Source organism: Actinoallomurus acanthiterrae (genome assembly GCF_054775715.1).
Genome location: NZ_BAAHCO010000001.1, coordinates 4,160,816 through 4,175,500, shown reverse-complemented (window position 1 = coordinate 4,175,500; position 14,685 = coordinate 4,160,816). Strand labels below are relative to the sequence as shown.

The 14,685-nt window shown below is 69.6% G+C and carries 13 protein-coding genes; 2 read left to right on the top strand and 11 right to left on the bottom strand.

Annotated elements, in window-relative coordinates; all coding sequences use genetic code 11:
• Window positions 1–23: 23 nt before the first annotated feature.
• Window positions 24–494, top strand: coding sequence for a MarR family winged helix-turn-helix transcriptional regulator (locus tag ACYVF7_RS20230; RefSeq protein ID WP_460342658.1), 471 nt, complete (start codon window positions 24–26; stop codon window positions 492–494).
• A gap of 25 nt (window positions 495–519) precedes the next feature.
• On the opposite strand, the gene ACYVF7_RS20225 is transcribed toward ACYVF7_RS20230, so the two are convergent.
• Window positions 520–1,938: a purine-cytosine permease family protein gene (locus ACYVF7_RS20225; protein ID WP_460342655.1), complete on the bottom strand. Its 1,419-nt coding sequence runs from the start codon at window positions 1,936–1,938 to the stop codon at window positions 520–522.
• 172 nt (window positions 1,939–2,110) lie between these two features.
• Entirely contained in the window at window positions 2,111–2,806 is a 696-nt protein-coding gene (locus ACYVF7_RS20220; RefSeq protein WP_460342652.1) for a LuxR C-terminal-related transcriptional regulator, read from the bottom strand.
• A gap of 595 nt (window positions 2,807–3,401) precedes the next feature.
• Between ACYVF7_RS20220 and ACYVF7_RS20215 the strand changes: the two genes are divergently transcribed.
• A complete protein-coding gene (locus ACYVF7_RS20215; RefSeq protein ID WP_460342649.1) occupies window positions 3,402–5,126 on the top strand; it encodes a CocE/NonD family hydrolase in 1,725 nt (574 codons plus the stop codon).
• A 62-nt stretch (window positions 5,127–5,188) separates the two neighbouring features.
• Here ACYVF7_RS20215 and ACYVF7_RS20210 read toward each other — a convergent pair whose 3' ends face one another.
• From ACYVF7_RS20210 to ACYVF7_RS20170, 9 genes are all read right to left on the bottom strand, one after another.
• Window positions 5,189–6,781 carry an FAD-dependent monooxygenase gene (locus tag ACYVF7_RS20210; protein ID WP_460342646.1) on the bottom strand — a complete coding sequence of 531 codons (1,593 nt, stop codon included), beginning with the start codon at window positions 6,779–6,781 and terminating at the stop codon, window positions 5,189–5,191.
• An 8-nt stretch (window positions 6,782–6,789) separates the two neighbouring features.
• A complete protein-coding gene (locus ACYVF7_RS20205; RefSeq protein WP_460342643.1) occupies window positions 6,790–7,251 on the bottom strand; it encodes an SRPBCC family protein in 462 nt (153 codons plus the stop codon).
• A gap of 145 nt (window positions 7,252–7,396) precedes the next feature.
• On the bottom strand, window positions 7,397–9,079 hold the full coding sequence (locus ACYVF7_RS20200; RefSeq protein WP_460342640.1) for an NAD(P)/FAD-dependent oxidoreductase: 1,683 nt from the start codon (window positions 9,077–9,079) through the stop codon (window positions 7,397–7,399).
• Window positions 9,080–9,110: 31 nt separating this feature from the next.
• Complete coding sequence (locus tag ACYVF7_RS20195) at window positions 9,111–10,418, bottom strand: cation:proton antiporter domain-containing protein (protein ID WP_460342637.1); 1,308 nt, start codon at window positions 10,416–10,418, stop codon at window positions 9,111–9,113.
• A gap of 63 nt (window positions 10,419–10,481) precedes the next feature.
• Window positions 10,482–10,922: an ester cyclase gene (locus tag ACYVF7_RS20190; protein WP_460342634.1), complete on the bottom strand. Its 441-nt coding sequence runs from the start codon at window positions 10,920–10,922 to the stop codon at window positions 10,482–10,484.
• Window positions 10,922–11,566 (bottom strand): cupin domain-containing protein, encoded by a 645-nt coding sequence (locus tag ACYVF7_RS20185; RefSeq protein ID WP_460342631.1) that lies wholly within the window; start codon window positions 11,564–11,566, stop codon window positions 10,922–10,924. Before ACYVF7_RS20185 ends, ACYVF7_RS20190 begins: the two co-directional genes overlap by 1 nt.
• 67 nt (window positions 11,567–11,633) lie before the next feature.
• Window positions 11,634–12,074: an ester cyclase gene (locus ACYVF7_RS20180; protein ID WP_460342628.1), complete on the bottom strand. Its 441-nt coding sequence runs from the start codon at window positions 12,072–12,074 to the stop codon at window positions 11,634–11,636.
• A 50-nt stretch (window positions 12,075–12,124) separates the two neighbouring features.
• The gene (locus tag ACYVF7_RS20175) at window positions 12,125–13,783 is read right to left on the bottom strand and encodes an NAD(P)/FAD-dependent oxidoreductase (protein ID WP_460342624.1); all 1,659 of its coding nucleotides are present in this window, start codon (window positions 13,781–13,783) and stop codon (window positions 12,125–12,127) included.
• A 42-nt stretch (window positions 13,784–13,825) separates the two neighbouring features.
• A complete protein-coding gene (locus tag ACYVF7_RS20170; RefSeq protein WP_460342622.1) occupies window positions 13,826–14,650 on the bottom strand; it encodes a methyltransferase domain-containing protein in 825 nt (274 codons plus the stop codon).
• Between the last annotated feature and the right edge of the window lie 35 nt (window positions 14,651–14,685).

Genomic DNA, 14,685 nt, shown 5'->3' with positions numbered 1-14,685 from the left:
TCTGGTCCTGCTACGATCGAGTCATGGATCAAGAGGAGTCGTCGGCGCAGCTGGCCGATCTGCTCCAGCGGCTGACCAAGCGCCTCCGGCGGGCCCAGCTGTCCCGGCTCGCCCCCCTCGGTCTCACTCCGGCCCAGGAGCGTGCGCTACGGGTGATCACCCGTAGCGAGGAGCCGCTGCGGATGACGGAGCTGGCCGAGCGGCTCGGCGTCGTTCCCCGCTCGGTCACCACCGTGGTCGACGCGCTCGAGCAGGCCGGGCTGGTCCATCGTGCCGTCGATCCGGAGAACCGGCGCGCCATCCGCCTTCACCTCACCGACATGGGCCTCGCGGTCCGCGAAGGGATGCACGAGGCCCGGCGGCAGGCCAGCGAGGATCTGTTCGCGCCGCTCTCCCACAGCGATCGCCGACGCCTGATCGAGCTGCTGTCCGTCGTGGACCAGGCCACCGCCGCCGCGCCCGCCGGTCAGGCCTCGCCCGCGCTGACCCGGTGACGACGCCCCGGCCGGCGACGCGCTGTCAGGCGGCGTCGCCGGTGCGGCGGGCCACCGGGCGCATCCAGACGTAGTAGAGCACCGAGGCCACGACCAGGCCGATGATCCACGAGACGTCCGCGCCGCCGAGGTGCTTGACGAACGGTCCGGTGTAGAAGGTGGAGCTGACGAACGGCACCTCGACGGCGACGCCGATGACGTACGCGCCGATGGTCCGCCAGTTCACCCCGCCGTACACGCCGTCCGGACGGAAGATCGCGTCGATGTCGTACCGCTCCTTGCGGACGAAGTAGAAGTCGACGAGGTTGATCGCCGTCCACGGGATCAGGAAGTACGCCAGGAAGAGGATGAAGTTCTCGAAGTTGTGCAGGAAGTCGGCGCTCGCCGCGAGCGCGACGACCGTGCCGACGACGGCGGCCACGACGATGAAGCCGAGCCGCACGCCGCCGTCCATCCGCATCGGACGCAGCGCCATCAGGGTCGTCGTCGCCGACATGAACATGCCGTAGAGGTTCAGCACGTTCACGGCGACGATGCCCAGCACGATGATCAGCGAGAACGCCCAGTGCGGATCCGCCAGGCCGACCACGAACGACACCGAGCCGCCCTCGAACGACTTGGCGGCCACGGCGGCGCAGACGCTGCCGAACGCCATCATCCACACGGTGCCGATCACGCTTCCGGCGTAGGTCCACCAGAACGCCGCGCGCACCGAGGTCGTCTCCGGAAGGTAGCGGGAGTAGTCGGCGACGTACGGCGCGTACGTGATCTGCCAGGTCGCGGCGATCGCCATGACCAGCAGGAACGTTCCCGCACCGACGTGGCCGGAGTGCCACACCCGGCCCACGTGGTGCCCGGTCAGCAGCCGATAGGTCAGGTACAGGAACCCGGCCGCCGCGATCAGACTGATCCACCGCTCGTACTGGTGGATCAGCCGGTACCCGTACGCGGCGAGCACGGTGCAGACCACCGAGACGACGATCGTGGCCGGGGTCCGGCCGATCCCCCACCAGCCGGCGAGCGCCGAACCGCCGAGCACCGCACTGGTCGCGAAGAACCCGACGTACATGAGCACGACGAGCAGCAGGGGCACGATCGCGCCGTAGAACCCGAACTGCGCACGGCTCTGGATCATCTGCGGGATGCCGAGTTTCGGTCCCTGCGCCGAGTGCAGCGCCATGAAGATCGCGCCGAGCAGGTTGCCGAGGGTCAGGGCGACGATCGCCCAGGGCAGCGGCAGCCCCAGGATCACTCCGAGCGCGCCCGTGACCGCGGTGGTCACCTGCATGTTCGCCCCGAACCACACGGTGAACAGACTCCGCACCGACCCGTGCCGCTCCTCGGGCGGGACGAAGTCGATGGATCGCCGCTCGACCCCGAGCGCGCCGCCCTCCGGATGCCCTCCGGCGGCTCGTGCGTCTCCGCTGACCTCCTGTTTTGCCATGTGCGCACCCTCACGCCCCGCCCGGCGCCCCGGCAAGAACCCTTTCGCACGAACCGTCTGACATCCGAGACCCTGGCAGGCCCGGCCCACAAGGGCCGCCTCCTGATCGCCGGGCGGGCGGAGTGCGGTCACCCCGCCCGACCATCTCACCGGCTCATTTGCGAACGGAGAATTAGCCCACCGCTGCGGCGTCGAGGGCGATCAACGCGGCCTGTCGCGGCCGGGCGAGGCCGAGGCGGTAGGCGAGTATCACCAACTGTACGCGGTTGCGCAGCCCGAGTTTCGCGAGCGTGCTGCGCACATGGGACTTGACCGTGCTCTCGCTGACCGAGAGCGTTTCGGATATTTCTGAATTACTGAGGCCACGTGCGACGAGATCGAGCACGTCGCGCTCCCGAGCCGTCAGGCCCGCCAACTTCGCCTTGACCGCCGTGTCGTCCAGGTCGATCATGGTGTTCTGAAAGGCGGTGCATGACGTTCCGGCCGGGGCCATCAGAACGTATCCCGCCGCGACCATATGCAGCGCGGCAACCAGATCGTCGGAACTTGAATTCTTAAGCAGGAGCGCCCGGACGCCGTTCCGGAATGCCTCGATGAGGCGGATGTCCGGCGTGTCCGCGAGCAGCATGACCCCCGGCACGTCCGCCCCGAATTCGTCGGCCATCGCGGCCGCCAGCTCGACGGCGTCGATCTGGTAGGACACTGCGTCGATCACTACGACCTCCGGACGCAGGGCCTTCGTAAGCCTGAGCGCCTCCTCAGCCTCGCAAGCCTCACCGACCACTGTGACATCGCGCTCTCCCATCAAGATCGATCGCAGGCCGGCCAGCGACAGCGGCCGGTCGTCCACCAACAAGACCCGCGGCATTATCCCCTCCGACACTCTGGCCCCCGTATTGCCAGCCATGGGACTGGGCCTGATGTCAGGAAACATAGCCACGGAGGCACTGTCAATGGATCGTTACATCCTCGGGCACGGACTTCACGGCGAGTCAGATCCCTGACCCTGAGTCACCAAATGCCCGCCCTCCAGCGGCTTTAGAGATACTACAGAGCGTCGAATACACACGGTACGTGTAATTGATGTTACGGCCTGAAGTCCTGTAACACGCACGTCATCCAATCGCCCTGGTAAAAATTACGTGACCGACGTCCGGCGACACGGCGTAGTCGATCGCAGTTACGGCGAGTAATGATCAAGACTACTCCGAAAGTACTACCTCTCGCCAAAAGGGATACGGCCTACAATCCGCATTCCGACGGAGGTATTAATTGTCTATTTTACGTAGGCTAATCGCGTTTCCGGGTCACCGCGCACGTCCGTCATGCCCCGACCGGCTCCGTACGGGCCGAGACCGGCTCCCTCATGACACGCGGGCGGAGAGCCACCCACGTACAGCGGAAGGGACATCAGAGTGGACGTCCGAAGCATGACGCGGAGAACGCCGACCGATGCCGAAAACGTGCGGTTCACGTTCGGGCTGCGGATCCCGACCGAGGACGGCCAGTTCCTCAGCGGGATCGCCTACCTGCCGAAGAAGGCCGAGCCGGTCCCGGCGATCGTGGAGCTCAACCCGTACACCAGCGACTCCCGGCACGACGACGGCGTGTTCTACGCGTCCCGGGGGTTCGCCTTCGTCATCGTCGACGCGATGGGGCGCGGCGACTCCGAAGGAGAGTTCTTCGGCTTCATCCGCGACGGCCAGGACGGTTTCGACGTCATCGAGTGGGTCGCCCAGCAGGCGTGGTGCGACGGCCAGGTGGGCATGCACGGTTCCTCCTACACCGGCTGGAACCAGTGGCGGGTGCTGGGCGAAGTGCCCCCGTCCCTGAAGACGATCGTGCCGGCCGGCGCTCCGATGGGCGCCCTCGACCAGCCCCGGGGCGGGATCCCGTCGCTGTACGGCCTCGTGTACGCCACGGCGACGCTCGGCCGCGCACCGCACTGGTCGGCGTTCCGGGAGACCGGCGCATGGCACGACCTGCTGGCCGACGCCTGGCGCAAGAACGAGTCCGAGGCGGCCATCCGCGAGCAGCTCGGCTTCCCCTCGGACCCCTACGAGGGCATGGAGGACCAGATCTACCCGGGCAACCCGTGGATGGAGTTCCTCATCCCCTCCGAGGAGGCACTGCGCGGCGCTGACGTGTCCGTACTGTCGATCACCGGCATGTACGACGACTCGCAGCTCGGCGCGCTATACCACCACCAGCGGCTGCTCGACCACGCGAGCGAGGGCACCAAGGCGCGCTCCCACCTGCTCATCGGGCCGTGGGACCACTACGGCACCGAGACCGGCGAGCCCCGCGTCGGCGAGCTGCGGTTCGGCCCGGAGGCCGCGGTGGACCTGAAGGAGCTGCGCGCCCAGTGGTACGCCTGGGCGATGAAGGGCGGCGAGAAGCCGGCCTTGCTGACCGACCCCGTCGTCTACTTCCAGACCGGTGACGAGGAGTGGCGCGGCGGCGCCTCCCTGGAGGACGTCGCGGGGCCGAGCCGGGCGTACTTCCTCGTGCCGGGCACCGGCTCGGGGGAGGTCTTCCACTCGGGAGCGCTGCGCGCCGACCCGGAGGCCGGCCCGGACTACACCTTCACGGCGGACCCGGCCGACGATCACACGATCCGGCTGGAGACGCTGAAGCGGCCGGACGAGCACCGCGACGTCCCGACCGTCCCGCGCACCTTCAACAGCCTGTTCCTCACCTCCTCCGGCCACGACCCGACCAACGCCGTCTTCACCACCGACCTCGGCCACGACGGCGTCGTCTACCACACCGCCCCGCTGACGGACCGCGTACGAGTGGTCGGGCGGCCGCGGCTGAGCCTGCGGCTCACCCTGGACGTGCCGGACGCGGACCTGATGGTGCTCCTGCACGAGGTGCGCGGCGACGGCACCGTGGTGTTCCTGTCCTCGGACCTGCTGCGGCTGCGCTTCCGCGCCCTGCCCGAGCAGCCCGTCTTCGCCGAGCCCGGGGAGCCGTTCGATCTGGACCTGAACGGCTTCCGCTTCATCACGCGCACGCTGGCCGAAGGGTCGCGGCTGCGCCTGACGGTTCGCAACGCCCACTCCGTGCTCCTCGGCAAGAACCCCCACACCGCCAAGCCGGCCGGGCTGGAGGAGCCCCGGGTCGCGCACTACCGGGTGCACCACGACGCCGCGCGGCCGCCGCGCCTCGAGCTCCCCATCGCCTGAGTCCGCACCACGAAGAAGGCCCTTCCCCCGGTCACCGGGGGAAGGGCCTCGTCAGTGGGAGGTCAGGTCCGCTGGAGAACGCGCCTGAGCACGCCGTCCAGCACGGCCTTCGGCTCGGCGACGGCGTCGGCCGAGCGCCAGGCGATGTAGCCGTCCGGGCGCAGCAGCACCGCGCCGCCCGGGCCGACGCCGTACCGCTCCTGCCAGCGCCCCTCGACGTCGTGCAGGTCCGCGCCGACGCGGTGGGCGATGAGCGGGGCGGCGAGGTCCCCCGCCGCCTGGGTCCAGGCCGCCCCCTCGGGCCCGGCGAGGAGGACGAAGCCCGCGCCGGACAGGTCGATGGTGGACAGCCGCGCGCCGTCGCGTTCGAGGACGACGTGGGCGCCGCGCGTCCCCGGACGGCCGCTCGGCTCGCGGGGGTTCTCCGTCGGGAGGCCGTCGTCCGGCTCCTCGGCGACGATGGCGCGGGAACGGTACCGGTAGCCGATGGTGACGCCGATGTTGTCGGCCTTGACGTCGCGGGGGATGTCGGTCCGGTGCGGGGCCAGGCGTTCGAGGTAGTTGACGACCGTACGGGCGACGGTGACCTCGGCCACGGGCGCGCGCTCCTCCTCGTACGTGTCGAGGAGCCCCGGACCGGCCTCGTTCCGCAGGACGGCCGCCAGTTTCCAGGCGAGGTCGTAGCCGTCCTGCATGGCGGTCTGGCCGCCGAGCCCGCGCGGCGTCATCTGGTGCGCGGCGTCGCCGATGATGAAGATCCGCCCGTCCCGGAGGCGGTCGGCCACCCGGGAGGCCATCTCCCACGGCAGGGTCTCCACGATCGTGGCCTCGAGGTTCCAGACGCCGAAGGCGGCGCGCACCCGCTGGAGGCACTTCTGTGCGTCGAATCCGTCCGGCGACTCCTTCACCGGGTCGTAGTCGAAGGAGACGCTGCCGCGCTCGGGGATGTGCGTGCCGATGTAGGAGCCGGTGAACTTGGGGTTGCGCAGGTAGTAGAGGGTCGCCTCCTTGCCCTTCATGAGCCGGGGCAGCGCGTCGGACTCGAAGGTGACGTTGATGTTGTGCGACAGCGTGCCCACGCCGTGGGTGCCGATGCCCAGGCCCTCGCGGATCGTGCTGCGGTGGCCGTCGGCGGCGATCAGGTAGTCCGCGCGGACGGTGGTCTCCGTGCCGGACGTACGGTCGCGGACGACCGCGGAGACACCCTCCTCGTCCTGCCGGAAGGAGACCAGTTCGGTGCCGAACCGTACGTCGGCGCCGTGCTCCTTGGCGAACTTCAGCAGCACCGGCTCGATCTGGTCCTGTCCGGCGCTGCTCACGCGCACCGGCGTGATGCCGCCGTCGATGACGGCCTCGGCCTCCTCCGCGAGGTTCATCCGGTGGAACTCCGGCCCGGTGACGGTCGCGCCGATCACCATGGCGAAGTCCTCGATCGCCCACGGTCCCGCCTCGACGAGCGCGTCCTCCAGGCCGGGCACCGCGCGCATGAGCTCCATCGTCCGCTCGTTGACCCGGTGCGCGCGCGGGTGGAACGACGGCCCGGGGTGGCGTTCGACCAGGATCGGCTGGACACCCCGCCAGGCGAGGAACAGCGCGGTCGTCAGACCGGACAGGCCGCCGCCCACGATCAGTACGGGCGCCCGTTCGTCACTCATGTCTCTCCTCAACCTCCATGTGGTCGGGCACGGCCGTTCTCCGCCGCGTCCTTGATCTTGTGAAGCGTCTGCCGCATGCCCTCGATCCGCACCTGCCGGCGGTCGCGGCCCAGCAGGCCGGTCGCCTCGACGATCCGGATCGGCAGCGGCGGCCGGCCGACGGCGGTGTTCCACTCGGTGACGCGGGTCCCGCCGTTCTGCGGCTCGAGCCGGTAGCCCCAGCGCATCCGCGACTCGGTCACCTCGAAGGCGAAGCGGTGCGGCCGGTCGTACTCGATGACCTCGCAGTGGGTCGACCAGCGCATGATCCCTTTGCGGTTCGTGCCGGTGAACCGGGCGCCGTGGCCGGGGTCTCCGGACCAGCGGCCGCCCTGGTTCTCCGGGCTCCACTCGCCGTAGCGGGTGATGTCGGCCACGAGCTCCCAGACGGCCTCCGGGCGCGCGTCGACCCAGATCGTCACCTCGTCCATGTCCCCTCCCGATGGGGTAGAGATAGTTAGCAAAGTAACGATGTACGACCGCGTCCGGCCCGTCAACGGGGACCGCCGAGGATGGGCGTCCTCGCTGCGGACGGCCGGCTCGTCCCCGGCCGAGGGTTTGTCCCCGGCCGCCGCCTCAGCCCGGGATGGCGAGTTCCTCCCTGGCCACGGCCTCGGTCACCGGGCGTCCTCGGTCGTCGACGCCGCGGGTGAGGTAGCGCATCTCCGCCGGCGCGTCGGCCGCGAGCCACCGGGCCATGCCCTTCAGCTCGGGCCCGTCCGGGAACAGGAAGCGCCGCTCGGGCCGCTCGATGCCGATGCCGCGCAGTACCGCGCCGGAGCCGGTGATCCGCTGCAGCAGGTGCCGTCCCGCCTCGGCGGCCGCCCGCTCACCGCGGTCGACGCTCTCGCAGACGTCCACCATCTCGCGCCACAGCGCGGCGTACCCGTGCAGATCCGGCATGAGCAGGCCCGGGTACGGGACGTCCTCCATCGCCTTCAGGACGTCGTCGTCGCCGGTGCGCTGGAACCGCTCGATGTAGCGGTCGAACCGCAGGTTGATGGGCACCTCGGCGGCGCACCACACCCGGTAGACGGCGTTCCACAGCTCGTACGCGGTGAACCCGACGAACGAGCAGTTGACCAGCTCGTCGTTGTGCCTGATGAGGCCCTGCTGGAGCCGCTCGACGTACTCGAAGCGCTCGACGGAGAAGTCGTCGTCCTTCAGCGCGGCGAGCAGCCGCCACGTGAGGGAGTTGATCACCTCCATCGTGTTGGTGAGGCCCCGGGAGAACAACGGGTCGATGAAGCCGGCCGCGTGCGACATCAGGCACCAGCGGTGGCCGACGGTCCGCGTCGAGGTGTACTGCAGCCGGCCGGTGGACACCCAGGGCCGTACGGTCCGGGCGTCGGCGAAGATCCGCTCCACGGCCGGGAAGCGGCTCGCGTGACGGTAGAAGTCCTCCTCGGGCGAGATGTCGTCCGGCTTGGGGTACATCCGCTCGTCGAGGGTGAGACCCACGCTGACGAGAGGGTTCTTCGAGCGCGGGTCGTTGTTGAACGGGATGACCCAGAACCAGCCCCGGTCGAACATATGGTGCATCGTGCCCTGCACCCACGGGATGGGCGGCATGTCCGAGGCGGACATCTTCAGACACTCGTCCGTGGGCCGGACGTCCAGCATGTGGGTGAACAGGGACCGGGAGTGGTGCTTGAGCGCCGACGGGTCGGCCCGCAGCCCCAGCTTCTCCGCGATCGGCGACCGGAAGCCGCTGGCGTCGACGAGATAGCGGCCCGTGTGGCGCTCACCGCCCGGGCCGGTGATCGTGACCTCGTCCTCGCCCAGGTCGATGTCCGTCACCCGGAACCCCTGCCGCGCCACACAGCCGTACCCGATCGCCGTGTGGAAGAGGTAGGAATCGCTGTCCTGGCGGTGCAGATGGCTCGTCTGCAGGGCCTTCGACGGCGGGCTGAACTGATTCGTCTCGGCCGGGTCCGGCTCCTCGCCCTCGTGGTGCAGCATGAAGCCGAAGTGCCGTTTCGTGCCGGACGTGGGACCGATCGTGTCGATGCAGTCCTCGTACGACGTGATCGCCTCCAGCTCGGGCACGCCGTACCGCGCGGCCAGCAGCCGCATCGCCTTCAGCGTGTAGAGCGTGGTGGACTCCCCCACCGCGAACCTCGGGTGGACCCCGGCGTCGACGAGCAGCACGCTCGCGCCGTTCCGGGCCAGGACGGCTCCCAGCACCGAGCCGGCGATGCCCGACCCGAGGATGATGACGTCGTACGGGCCCCTGTCGCGGCTCCGCGCGTATGGCATGGTCTCCTCCGCAGAATTGGCGTTGATTCGTCTAGGCCCGGGCGCCGCTCCCGGCCATGCGCGACTCCGGCGTCCCGACCGGGACGGGCGCGTCGGCGGGGAGCGGGGCGTTCGGCAGGAGCGGGCCGGCCATCGCGGTGGTCACCAGCGCCATCAGGACCATCATCGTGAACATCCTCGGGTCGAGGACCCCGAGGCTCACCCCGGCGTTGAGGATGACCAGCTCGGTCAGGCCCCGCGTGTTCATCAGCAGACCCAAGGTGCCGGCGTCGCGCCAGCGCATCCCCGACAGCAGGCCGGGCGTCGCGGCGCCCACCAGCTTGCCCGCGCAGGCCACCAGGATGATGCCCGCGAGCTCGAGGTAGCCGTATCCGGAGAGGGAGCCGATGTCGACGCCCAGGCCGGTGACGATGAAGAAGACGGGCAGCAGGACCATGCTGACGTTGTCGAGCGGCTGCTTCACGCCGTCGCGCAGGACCTTCATCGGCTCGCGCGGCATGATGAACCCGAAGGCGAAGGCCCCGAAGATCGAGTGGATGCCGATCCACGTCGTGGCGTACGACGACAGGAACAGGCCGGCGACGATGAGGATGATCAGCCGGCGCGGCACCCGGTCACGGGCCCACCTGCGGACCACGGCGGCGAGCAGCGGGCGTACGACGAGGGCCATGACGGCCACGTAGAGCGTCGCCAGCAGCCCGATCTGCAGCAGGTCCCCCGGGCCGCCCGCGGTGACGATCGCCGCGACCAGGGCGAGCAGGCACCACGCCAGCACGTCGTCCACGGCCGCGCTCGCCAGCGCGAGCGCTCCGACCGACGTCGCCATCATCCGGTGCTCGGCCAGGATCCGGGCCAGCACCGGGAACGCGGTGATCGACATCGCCGCACCCATGAACAGCGCGAACGCGACGAACGAGATGTGGTGACCGCCGAAGCGGGAGTGGTGTGGGTACAGCAACGTCGCCAGGCCGAAGCCCAGCGCGAAGGCCAGCACGATCGAGGTGAGCGACACCGCCGCGGCGGTGCGGCCCCGCCCCCGCAGCAGCTTCTTGTCGAACTCCCAGCCGATCCCGAACATGAAGACCAGCAGGCCGACCTGGGACACCGCGGAGAGGAACGGCCGCGCGGCGACCGGGAACAGGCGATGGGTCAGGTCGCCGGGCAGCAGGCCGAGCAGGCTCGGGCCGAGCGCGATCCCGGCGACGATCTCTCCGACCACCGGCGGCTGCCGGAGGTACCGGGCCACCCTGCCGAGCACGCTCCCGGCGATCAGGACGATGGCGATGTCGGCCATCACGGCCGCGACGATCAGGTCAGAGTGCTGAGCAAGGCTTTTCATTCAGACCTCACCTAGAGGGACGCGGAGCCCGGCACTTCGCCCGTGCGGGCCGGGACGGGCTGGTCAGTCGGCGCGGGCGTAGGTCAGGACGGGGTCGATCTGCGAGACGACCGCCCACCGGTCGAAGGCGTTGCGGTCCTCGACCACGCGGCCGTCCCGTACCTTCCAGATCACGATGCCGGTCGCCGTGACGACGCGGCCCGTGGGCGGCACGCCGCAGAACTCGCCCACGTGCCGGGCGTGCGTCGTGAAGTGGGTGACCACCAGGTCGCCCTCGGCGACCTGGAGATCGATGTGAACGCTCATGTCGGCGAAGGCCGCCCGCCGGTGCCGCACGCTGCGCTTCGGGCCGTCCGGCCCGACCCTTCGGCCGCGCAGCAGGAGGTCCGGGGCGAAGATCTGGTCGGCGACGTCCACGTTGCCGCGTTCCCAGCCCTCCCGGAACCAGCGGCGGGCGAGCTCCTTGTTCGCCTCCTGGACGTCCAGGCCGACGGTCGCGCCCATCAGCTCACCGGCCCGCGTACACCCGGCGTTCCCGGCCCCGAGCCGCCAGGTGTTTCCGGCCCCGCCCCGCCCGGCGCACTGGCGCCCGGACCACCGAGCACACCTGCGCTCGGCCCACCGGGACCGCCGCCCGGCCCGCCCGGCGCCCCCGTACCCGGGCCGCCCGGAATGCCGGCGGGCGGGCCGCCCATCGGGCGGAAGCCCCGTACGTTGTGCTTGGTGGCGTGGGCCACCATCTCCTCCCACTCCGGGCGGCGGCCGTCGCGCAGCAGTTCACTCAGCCCGATGAAGAAGTCCTCGACCCCGCCGGGCGTGACGATGACGAGCATCCGCGAGGGGCCGTCGGAGATGTTGCGGAACTGGTGGGCGACCCCGCGCGGCCCGTACGCGAGGGTGCCGGGCGTCGCGACGTGGAGCTCCCCGTCGACCCGGATCTCGTACTTGCCCTCGGTCACGAAGAAGGCCTCGTCCTCGGTGTCGTGGATGTGCAGCGGCGGGCCGCCGTCCGGCGGTGTGGTGATCTCCATGAAGGTGTAGAGGCCGCCGGTGTCCTCCTTGCGGAGCAGGAAACGGCCCTGCTCGCCCATCCAGCGGACGGGGTCGACCTCGTCCCGGATCACCAGCTTCGGGGGCGCCAACGTCATTGGTCTGGCTCCTTGTCTGCGAGAGGTCCGGGCGGCGGGACGACGGCCCGCCGCCCGGCCCGGGAGGTCAGGCGGGGTCGGGGATGACGCCCAGCTGGCGCATCATCGTGAGGTCGTCGCGGACGGCCCAGTGGTCGCTGATCCGGCCCTCGACGACGCGGATCATGTGCAGGTGCTTGACCGCGACCTCCTTGCCGGTGGCCGGCAGGCCCATGCCCATGAGCGGTCCCTTGTGCGTGCCGCGCATGACCAGCCGCAGCGAGACGAGGTCGTCCTCGGCGATCGCGGCCTCGACCTCGTATCGGAGGTCGGGGAACGTCTTGAGGACCTGGGCGGCGACCTCCAGGACACGCTTGCTGCCCTGCGTGGCGCTGGGCGGTGCGTTGTGGTCGCGGTAGTCGGGGTGGAAGAGCTCGTCGAGCTTGTCGGCGTTCTCTCCCGTGAGCAGCGTCATCGCGGTCAGGACGATCTGCTTGTTCTTCTCGCTGAGGGCGGCGTCGACCACCATTCCTCCTTCGGTTGCCGGAAATCGCTGAGGGTCGGAAAGAGCGCTGAGGATCAGAGGAGTTTCTTGCGGCGTACGGCGGAGGCGGCGAGTCCGCGCAGGGTGTCGCGGCCGAGCTCTTTGATCTCCGGCGGCGCGGCCGTGGTCGCCCAGCTCATGAAGTGGATCATCTGCCGCGGCGAGGGGAAGATGTACCGCTGGTCGCGGTCCTTCCAGCCGAACGGATGCGGGACGATGTCGGACTCCTGGATCATCGAGAAGATCCGGTCCGCGGCCGCGTCCCCGTCGAGCTCGCCGACCTCGTACTTCTCGCAGACCTCGACGGTCGTGTCGATGATGCGCTTGAACTTGTCGCTCTCCGGCCACCACAGGCCGGTGTGCGGGGCCTTCTCGAGCTCCTTGAAGTGGTCGTCGTTGTCGCCGTCGAGCCGGTAGCGCATCAGCGCGCGGGTGAGCCGCATGGTCGCCGGCGTCGTCGCGAATCCCCAGACCCGGAAGACGGCGTCCCACAGCTTGAAGTGCGAGAAGCCGATGAACGAGCAGTTGACGATGTCGTCGTGGTAGTCGAGCAGCCGCTGCTCGAGGTGCTCGACGAACTCGAACCGCTCGACGGAGAAGTCGTCGTCCTCCAGGGCGTCCAGCAGGCGCCAGGCGAGCGAGTTGATGACCTCGGCGGTGTTCGACAGGCCGCGGGAGAAGAGCGGGTCGATGAATCCCGCGGCATGCGCCATGAGGCACCAGCGGTAGCCGATCGACTTCTTCGAGGAGTACTGCAGCCGGGGCGTCGACACCCATTCGCGTACGCGCCGCGCGTTCGTGAACTGACGCTTGACCGCCGGGAAACGGTCGAGCCAGTAATTGAACTCCTCTTCCGGGGTCATGTCGTCGGGCTTGGGATAGAGCCGTTCGTCGAAGGTCAGGCCGACGCTGCACAGCGGATTGCGCGAGAGCTTGTAATTGTCGAACGGGATGATCCAGAACCAGCCGCGCTCGAACATGTGGTGCATCGTGCCCTCGTGCCAGGGCACGGGCGGTCGCTCGGCCCTGGGGTGGCCGCTCACGTCGTCGAACGGCGTGACGCCGATCATGTGGGTGAACATCGACCGCGAGTGGTGCTTCAGCCGGGACGGCTTCTCGCGCAGGTCGAACTTGTCGGCCAGCGGCGAGCGGAACCCGCTGGCGTCGACCAGGAACCGGGCCCGGAGCCGCTCGCCGTTCTGGCCGACGACCGTGACGCCGTCGTCGTCGAAGTCGACCTCCATCGCCCGCCACTGCTGCCGCGTGTCACAGCCGTACTTGGCCGCGACCCGGAACATGTACGCGTCGCTGTCCTGGCGGAACAGGTGGCTGGCCTCGGTCAGCGTCTTGGGGATGACGAACTGGTTCGACTCGCGCGGGTCCGGCTCCTCGCCGGGCCGGTGCACCATGAAGCCGAAGTGGCGCTTGACCCCGAACGTGTTGCTGACCTGCTCGTTGATCGTCTTCACGTCGCAGAGCGCCGCGATCTCCGGTACGTCGTAGCGGACCGCGAGGATCTGCAGGAACGCGGCGAACTGCGGGATCATCGACTCGCCGACCGCGAACCTCGGGTGCGTGGCCGCGTCGACGAGGACGACCTTCCACCCCTTCCGGGCCAGGATCGCGCCCAGCATCGAGCCGGCGATGCCCGATCCGAGGATCACGACGTCGCACTCATGGGTCTTGGCGGACACCAGAGCTCATCTCCCTTCTGAGACTGTGTCGGAAATGGGGCGTCAGACCCGGCCGTAGGCGACGAGCATCGCGCCGCACATGAAGAAGAGGCCCTCCTCCTGACGGCGGCGAAGGTCGTCGTCCCAGGCCTGCGCCTGCTCGGCGGAGATGGCCCCTTCGGCCGCGAGCAGCTTGGCCGCGCGGCCGAGCCCCGTCATGGCGTCGGCGGCCTCGAGGGCGGTCATCACCACGGGCAGGACGGTCACCTGGACGTCCTTGACGCCGGCGGCCCGGAGGAGCCGGGGTCCCTGCCGGGCGACCCACGGGTTGGCGATGTAGTCGAACCAGTGCGCCAGGACGGTACGGGTCGTCTCCCGGTCCTCGGCGTCGGGCGCCCACATGCCGTGGTCGAGGTCCGCGACCAGCACCGTTCCGCCCGGCTTGGTCACGCGGACGAGCTCGGCCACGACGCGGGAGGGATCGGCCACGTGCTGCAGGACCCGCTCCGACCGGGTGCTGTCGAAGGTGTCGTCCGGGAAGGCGGGCTCGTGGGCGTCCCCGACGACGAACTCGGCCGGCAGGCCGCGCTCGGCGGCCTGCTTGCGCGCCGCGTCGACCATCACCGTGCTGTTGTCCATCCCGACGACGTAGCCGTCGGGACCCACGTGCTCGGCGACGGCGAGGACGTCCACGCCGGTGCCGCAGCCCACGTCCAGGATCCGCTGCCCGGGCCGGGGGTCGAGCAGCCGGTGCAGGGCGCGTTTGACGGCGGCCAGATCTGTGGCCATGCGTTCCAGGTATTCCGGAAAGGCGCCGCTGATAGAGGTCTTGTCGACGTCGTCGAATCCCGTTTCACGCCGCTCGAACTGATCGAAAATGGAGGTCATGGGCAGCTCCCGTTTCGGCATTGCCCATATCATGG

Bases quoted from the DNA above. Each gene is read 5' to 3' on its own strand.
- ACYVF7_RS20230 (WP_460342658.1), top strand. From the start codon at position 24: ATGGATCAAGAGGAGTCGTCGGCGCAGCTGGCCGATCTGCTCCAGCGG.
- ACYVF7_RS20225 (WP_460342655.1), bottom strand. From the start codon at position 1,938: ATGGCAAAACAGGAGGTCAGCGGAGACGCACGAGCCGCCGGAGGGCAT.
- ACYVF7_RS20220 (WP_460342652.1), bottom strand. From the start codon at position 2,806: ATGCCGCGGGTCTTGTTGGTGGACGACCGGCCGCTGTCGCTGGCCGGC.
- ACYVF7_RS20210 (WP_460342646.1), bottom strand. From the start codon at position 6,781: ATGAGTGACGAACGGGCGCCCGTACTGATCGTGGGCGGCGGCCTGTCC.
- ACYVF7_RS20205 (WP_460342643.1), bottom strand. From the start codon at position 7,251: ATGGACGAGGTGACGATCTGGGTCGACGCGCGCCCGGAGGCCGTCTGG.
- ACYVF7_RS20200 (WP_460342640.1), bottom strand. From the start codon at position 9,079: ATGCCATACGCGCGGAGCCGCGACAGGGGCCCGTACGACGTCATCATC.
- ACYVF7_RS20195 (WP_460342637.1), bottom strand. From the start codon at position 10,418: ATGAAAAGCCTTGCTCAGCACTCTGACCTGATCGTCGCGGCCGTGATG.
- ACYVF7_RS20190 (WP_460342634.1), bottom strand. From the start codon at position 10,922: ATGGGCGCGACCGTCGGCCTGGACGTCCAGGAGGCGAACAAGGAGCTC.
- ACYVF7_RS20185 (WP_460342631.1), bottom strand. From the start codon at position 11,566: ATGACGTTGGCGCCCCCGAAGCTGGTGATCCGGGACGAGGTCGACCCC.
- ACYVF7_RS20180 (WP_460342628.1), bottom strand. From the start codon at position 12,074: ATGGTGGTCGACGCCGCCCTCAGCGAGAAGAACAAGCAGATCGTCCTG.
- ACYVF7_RS20170 (WP_460342622.1), bottom strand. From the start codon at position 14,650: ATGACCTCCATTTTCGATCAGTTCGAGCGGCGTGAAACGGGATTCGAC.